Below are 5,860 nucleotides of genomic sequence, written 5' to 3'. Positions count from 1 at the left end.
CTCCAAAGCGGGCATCCAGCATCAAGACGAAAATTAGATGCACTTCAACTCGTACTCGATTCGGATAGTGCGGCCGCAGAAGAAAAGGCTTGTGCTCTTGGAACTCACGGCAGCAGATGATGGGTAGCGAATCTGCAACGCCTCTACATCAAGCCAGTGAAGAGCTACCTCGTCGTAGCCGCAGTCCGCCACAAACACGCCTCCACCGCCCCGCGCATCATCGACCAGCAACTCTACTAAGACCTGCATGCGCGGAGCATCAGGAACAGAGCTGGGAGCAAGCTCAAAAGCCGTGGCAAGGCCGCGCCCGTCCGGAGAAAGCAACTTTACCGAGGGCACGACAGTGGTCTTGCGACGTCGCGGTTGGCGCGGCGCCGGCTGCGGCGCGAGAAGCTTCTCCTTTAGAGCAAGAAGGACTGCGCTACGGCGTACGACGGAGGCTCCGCTCCACCTTTTGAGGTCCGTGCCGTTGTCGATGACATCGATCGCGCTCGCTTTCACTTCGCCTGCTAGACAACCGTACGTCCATTGCGTTGCAGCAAGTGCGAGCCAAAAGACAGGCCCATCGTCGACATCCTGGATCGTGGAAGATGAGGATTGCAGTAGCGCAGCCGTTGCTCTGGCTGAATCGTTGTAGCGAGCGAGCAGGTCAACGAAGTGATCGCGAACGTCGCACGCCACGTCGTCCGAGAACAGCGAAGTACTTGTGGTTCCCACGTCTAGAGATCGTTGTGAGGTGAATGGAGTGAGTATGTTCGGTTGGATTTTGGCCTACTCGCCAACACCCGCTTCTGGCCGATAGGGGCCGACCGCGATATTCCGCCTTACATCGAAAGGCACGTCTGGTCGACAGGCGTGCCCCTTGGGGTGCTAGGCGCCCTACCCACGAAGATTCGATGGCGCGCTCATGCAAGATCAGCGTCATTCCGCAGATTTTTTTACCCGCTTCCCGCTCGGGCGGTTCGGGCAATACCTTGAACCCCACATCATCGGAGTTTGCCGGGCGGTAGGCGATTGCCGCCTTGTCGAGGATGCTGACACCCGACAGGAGCGAGGCATCACCCGTCTTGGGTACGAAGGCGATGTACCTCTCGTCTTCGACAAGGAGATAGCCCCGTATCTGCACGCGCGGCTTGAGGTGGGGGAAGCCACCCTCCACGATGGTCATCTGGTTGTCGTCGCGGGTATACGGTTGCGCGATGTCGTTGAGCATGACCTTTACAGCGCGCTGCAAGCTGGTCGCTGCAGCCGCTTTCAGAGGATCACCGCCGCTGGAGGTCCAACTGTCTGTACCGACCAGGGGCCTGACTTCACCCGTGGATGCGAAATAGCGCGTTTCCCAGAGATGGCGCTTGTCGGCGCCGCTCAGTTGTACTTTCAGTATGGTGAAGGGCCGTACCTGAATGTCGTCAATGTACGACAGCAAAAGGGCGCTGGATACATTCAACTGCGTCGGGCCCGGCTTGGTGGTGAGCTTGCCGGCGAGCTGCTTTTGCCCGATGGTCGCTTCGATTTCGCTGCGCGTCTGGTCGGTGAGCTTGATGCGGAGGACTTGTTCGGTGTTGCTGACTCCCGCCGCGGAACTGTTGCTGTTTACCGCGTGGGCAATGCCCAATCCCAACAAACCAAACATCGCGACGCCGGCATTTCCGCGCTGGTGGCCGCCGACGATCACGTCGCTTTCGGGCACCCTGTAGGCGCCCAGCGGAAGATCGGTCCAACTTGAGAGTTGATCGTTGTTCACTGTGACGGCAACCGGGCCAGCTACTGCGGGAGGCGGCTTTGCTCGGTCGAAGGTGGCGCAAGCGCCAAGCGACAGGCACAGGGCCGCGATGGCGAGCTTTTGACCAAGCATTGGTAGCACAGGTATCCCCTCCAACGAGTTGTTGTCGATCGATGTAGCGAGCGGCGTAATCCGGCTAAGCCGCTGCAGTGAAGACTGGCTTTGATCGTTCGGTGCTAATGGAGGGCCGAGGCGCTCATAACATCGATTGATTTCTTTGAAATTTCGGATCTAGCCAAATTCTGCCGTATTGGCGACTGACCGCTCCTGGCCGACTGTAGTCGGCCGCGCCGCCGTCGCGAAGAGGCCTACACGGCATGACACGCTGTTCGAAAGCGGCCACTCGGAGCGCACTGGCTTTGTCTGCACCGGTTAGTCAGTGTGGAAGCTGAGTGCGAAGCACTTTTCACTCATCACTTGTTTTGTTCCTTCCTGCCAACCACATTGCGGCGGTGGCAACACAAGTAACGCAAAGAATGGTGAAAAGGAGACTGCGATGCTCAGAAGAGCTAACAGGAAAATAGACCACCCCATGGACTGCCCAGCGTATCAGTGGCATAGCAAGCAGTGCGCTCAAGGACACCCAACGCCAATCAGAAAGAGGAAAGTCAGGAACAAAATACCTAACCTTCTGAGGCCTGCTTTACTTGATTCAATCATCCGCAATCTAGTTCGGATTTCGCCTGGTGGAGCGCTTTGTGGCCGCAAATTGCCCGCTCGTTATTCGACCGGTGCGGCAGTACCGCGTCTCCATGAGGCCTCCTCGACTACCGGGTCCACGGAACAAAAGACGCTGACGCATGCATGCCCCGTGACGATAAGCCATTCTCTGCGCAGGCTCACGTACCCTTGCAGTTGAGACTCCTCGTCGAGCCATCCACCTTCTTGCACCTCGAGCACGTGAAAACCGCTCGGGAAGTGGGCCGAAGTCCAGTATCGAGCGAGATCAACTTCGTCGAGAAGGCGAAATCCCGACGCGTGACGGAAGACGACATCGAAGCCTTGCACGGTGTCATCGACCATATCGCAAGCGACCCGAACTAACAGGCCAGCGTCGTTGAAGTTCAAGCTGGCGACGTCAGATCCCCAACGGACCGGCCGCCGTTCGCTGAAGGGCTTGGCTTTAAGTTGCATGTCGATCTCAGGGATATGGACGTCCGCTATTGAACCTCTGGATCTTGTCTGTCTTGGCTTAGTAGGCACCCATGTAGTCGCGCTTGCCGATCTCAATACCGTTGTGGCGCAAGATGGCATAGGTGGTGGTCACGTGGAAGAAGAACTGCGGCAGTCCGTAGTGCAGAAGATATGCGCTTGCGTTCAGCTTCTTTTCCTTCGGAGTGCCGGGGCGCAATACGATCTCGCGACTCTCGCTTGAATCAAATTGCTCGGACTTGAAGGAGCCGATATGGGCCAAAGCCTTGGCGATCAGCGCTTGCAGGTCGGCGAAGCTGACCTCGGTGTCGGGCCAGGACGGCACCTCGGCACCAGCCAGGCGGGAGGCAATGCCCTTGGAGAAGTCCGCGGCGATCTGCACCTGACGCACCAGCGGAAACATGTCGGGAAACAGCCGCGCCTGCAACAGCGCATTCGGATCGATGTTTTTCTGCGTTGCGTGGTCTTCGGCCTTTTTGAGCACGTCGGACAGAGCGCGCAGCATCTGCTGCATGACGGGAACGGAGGCGTTGTACAGCGGGCTGGTCATGGTGAATTCGCTTTCAAAGATGGGGCACGATGGCCGGAGTTGACGTGGCAGAGGCCCTGCCGACCATGCAAGGCTAACAGCACGGGGCGAGCTGAATCGCCCCGGCTTTTGTGGCCAGCTTTTCTTCGCGTGGGTCGTTGGAGCAACCGCGTTGAAGGGCGGTTCACCAGCAAGAAGCGGATGCTCGCAGTGCCGCTACCCGCTGGCCCGAAGGCCGGGGGACATTCGCGGAGCAAGCAAGGTGCCCCGTCGGCGTGAACGCCCCCCGAAGGCGATTCGAAAGACTCAGTCCATCCAGGACCGCGCCCGGTCCAGGTGTTCACGGCATTCGCGCACCATGCGTTCCAGCAGTTCGGCACAAGTCGGAATGTCGTCGATCAGCCCGATGCACTGGCCCGCCGACACCACGCCGTTCTGCACCTCGCCCGACGCCAGCGCCGCGCGGCCGCGCGCGCCGGCCACCAGCGGGCGCACTTCTTCGAACTCGCAACCGCCGGGGCGGGTCTCCATGGCCACCACCTCTTCGGAGATGGCGTTGCGGAACACGCGCGCGGTGTTGCGCATGGTGCGGAACATCAGCTTGGTGTCGCGCTCGCTCGCATCGACCAGCGCCTGCTTGATGTTGTCGTGAATGGGCGCCTCCTGGGTCACGCAGAAGCGCGTGCCCATGTTGACGCCCTCGGCGCCCAGCGCCAGCGCGGCGGCCATGCCGCGCCCGTCGGCGATGCCGCCCGACGCGATGATCGGAATGCGCAGCTTGCGCGCGGCGATGGGCAACAGCACGAGGCCGGGCACGTCGTCTTCGCCCGGATGGCCCGCGCACTCGAAGCCGTCGACCGACACCGCGTCCACGCCATTGCGTTCCGCCGACAGCGCATGGCGCACCGAGGTGCACTTGTGCACGATCTTCACGTCGTGGCGCTTCAGCGCCTCGATGAAGTCCTTCGGGCTGTTGCCCGCGGTCTCCACGATCTTCACGCCGCTGTCGATGATGGCCTGCACGTACTCGGCATACGGCGGCGGCTTCACCGCCGGCAGGATCGTGAGGTTCACGCCGAAGGGCTTGTCGGTGAGCGTGCGCGTGCGCGCGATTTCATTGCGCAGGTCGTCGGGCGTGGGCTGCGTGAGCGCGGTGACGATGCCCAGGCCGCCGGCGTTCGACACGGCCGCGGCCAGCTCGGCGCGGCCCACCCATTGCATGCCGCCCTGGATGATGGGGTAGCGGATGCCGAGCAGTTCGGTGATGCGGGTCTTCATCTCTGTCGTTGCCTCTGGCTTACAGCGCCTTCACCAGTTCCGGCACGGCCGTGAACAGGTCGGCCACGAGGCCGTAGTCGGCCACGCTGAAGATCGGCGCCTCTTCGTCCTTGTTGATCGCCACGATGACCTTCGAGTCCTTCATGCCGGCCAAGTGCTGGATCGCACCCGAGATGCCCGCTGCGATGTACAGCTGCGGCGCCACGATCTTGCCCGTCTGGCCCACTTGCCAGTCGTTCGGGGCGTAGCCTGCGTCCACGGCTGCGCGGCTGGCACCCAGGCCGGCGTTCAGCTTGTCGGCCAGCGGGGCCATCACTTCGGTGAACTTCTCGGCGCTGCCCAGGGCGCGGCCGCCCGAGACGATGATCTTGGCAGCCGTCAGTTCGGGGCGTTCGCTCTTCGTGACTTCACGGCCCACGAAGGCGCTCTTGCCGCTGTCGGCCACGCCTTCAGCCGTTTCGACCGCTGCGCTGCCACCGGTGGCAGCGGCGGCGTCGAAGCCGGTCGTGCGAACGGTGATCACCTTGGTCGCATCGCTGCTCTGCACGGTGGCGATCGCGTTGCCGGCGTAGATCGGGCGCTCGAAGGTGTCGGGGCTGTCGACTTTGGTGATGTCGCTGATTTGCGCGACGTCCAGCTTGGCGGCCACGCGAGGAGCCACGTTCTTGCCGTTGGCGGTCGAGGGGAACAGGATGTGGCTGTAGTTGCCTGCAATCGCCAGCACTTGGGCGGCGACGTTCTCAGCGAGGTTTTCGGCGAGGCTCGGGCTGTCGGCTGCGATGACCTTGGAGACACCGGCGATCTGGGCAGCGGCCTTCGCGGCTTCAGCTGCGTTCGCGCCTGCGACAAGAACGTGCACATCACCACCGCAAGCCAGCGCGGCAGTCACGGTGTTCAGGGTCGCCGGCTTGATGCTGGCGTGGTCGTGTTCTGCAATGACGAGTGCGGTCATTTCATTTCTCCTTTGCGGCGATTTGCGGCGCGCAATTCAATGCGTCTTTTGGGGGAACACCGCGGAACCGGCTTTGCCGGGCCGCTGGTGTTGCCCCCGGAAGGGGGTTGGCGTAGCGACACGAAGTGCGCGAAGCTTGGGGGCGAGTCAGATGACTTTCGCTTCG

At 61.6% G+C, this 5,860-nt stretch carries 6 protein-coding genes; all 6 read right to left on the bottom strand.

The window, feature by feature from the left end:
* Positions 1-33: 33 nt before the first annotated feature.
* Positions 34-681: a hypothetical protein gene (locus BMG07_RS39395; protein WP_198089030.1), complete on the bottom strand. Its 648-nt coding sequence runs from the start codon at positions 679-681 to the stop codon at positions 34-36.
* A complete protein-coding gene (locus BMG07_RS39390; protein WP_198089029.1) occupies positions 650-1,744 on the bottom strand; it encodes a hypothetical protein in 1,095 nt (364 codons plus the stop codon). The genes BMG07_RS39395 and BMG07_RS39390 overlap by 32 nt, the downstream gene beginning before the upstream one ends.
* 759 nt (positions 1,745-2,503) lie before the next feature.
* Entirely contained in the window at positions 2,504-2,917 is a 414-nt protein-coding gene (locus tag BMG07_RS39385; RefSeq protein ID WP_198089028.1) for a hypothetical protein, read from the bottom strand.
* A gap of 58 nt (positions 2,918-2,975) precedes the next feature.
* Positions 2,976-3,485 (bottom strand): DUF1993 family protein, encoded by a 510-nt coding sequence (locus BMG07_RS39380; protein ID WP_198089027.1) that lies wholly within the window; start codon positions 3,483-3,485, stop codon positions 2,976-2,978.
* Positions 3,486-3,770: 285 nt separating this feature from the next.
* Positions 3,771-4,742, bottom strand: a complete 972-nt coding sequence (locus BMG07_RS39375) for a nitronate monooxygenase family protein (RefSeq protein WP_198089026.1) — start codon at positions 4,740-4,742, stop codon at positions 3,771-3,773.
* A gap of 19 nt (positions 4,743-4,761) precedes the next feature.
* A complete protein-coding gene (locus BMG07_RS39370; RefSeq protein ID WP_198089025.1) occupies positions 4,762-5,694 on the bottom strand; it encodes an electron transfer flavoprotein subunit alpha/FixB family protein in 933 nt (310 codons plus the stop codon).
* Positions 5,695-5,860: the final 166 nt, after the last annotated feature.

This window comes from Variovorax sp. E3 (assembly GCF_016082275.1).
GTDB lineage: Bacteria > Pseudomonadota > Gammaproteobacteria > Burkholderiales > Burkholderiaceae_C > Variovorax.
Note: the sequence above shows the minus strand (reverse complement) of the source record. Positions and strands in the feature narration are given on the sequence as shown.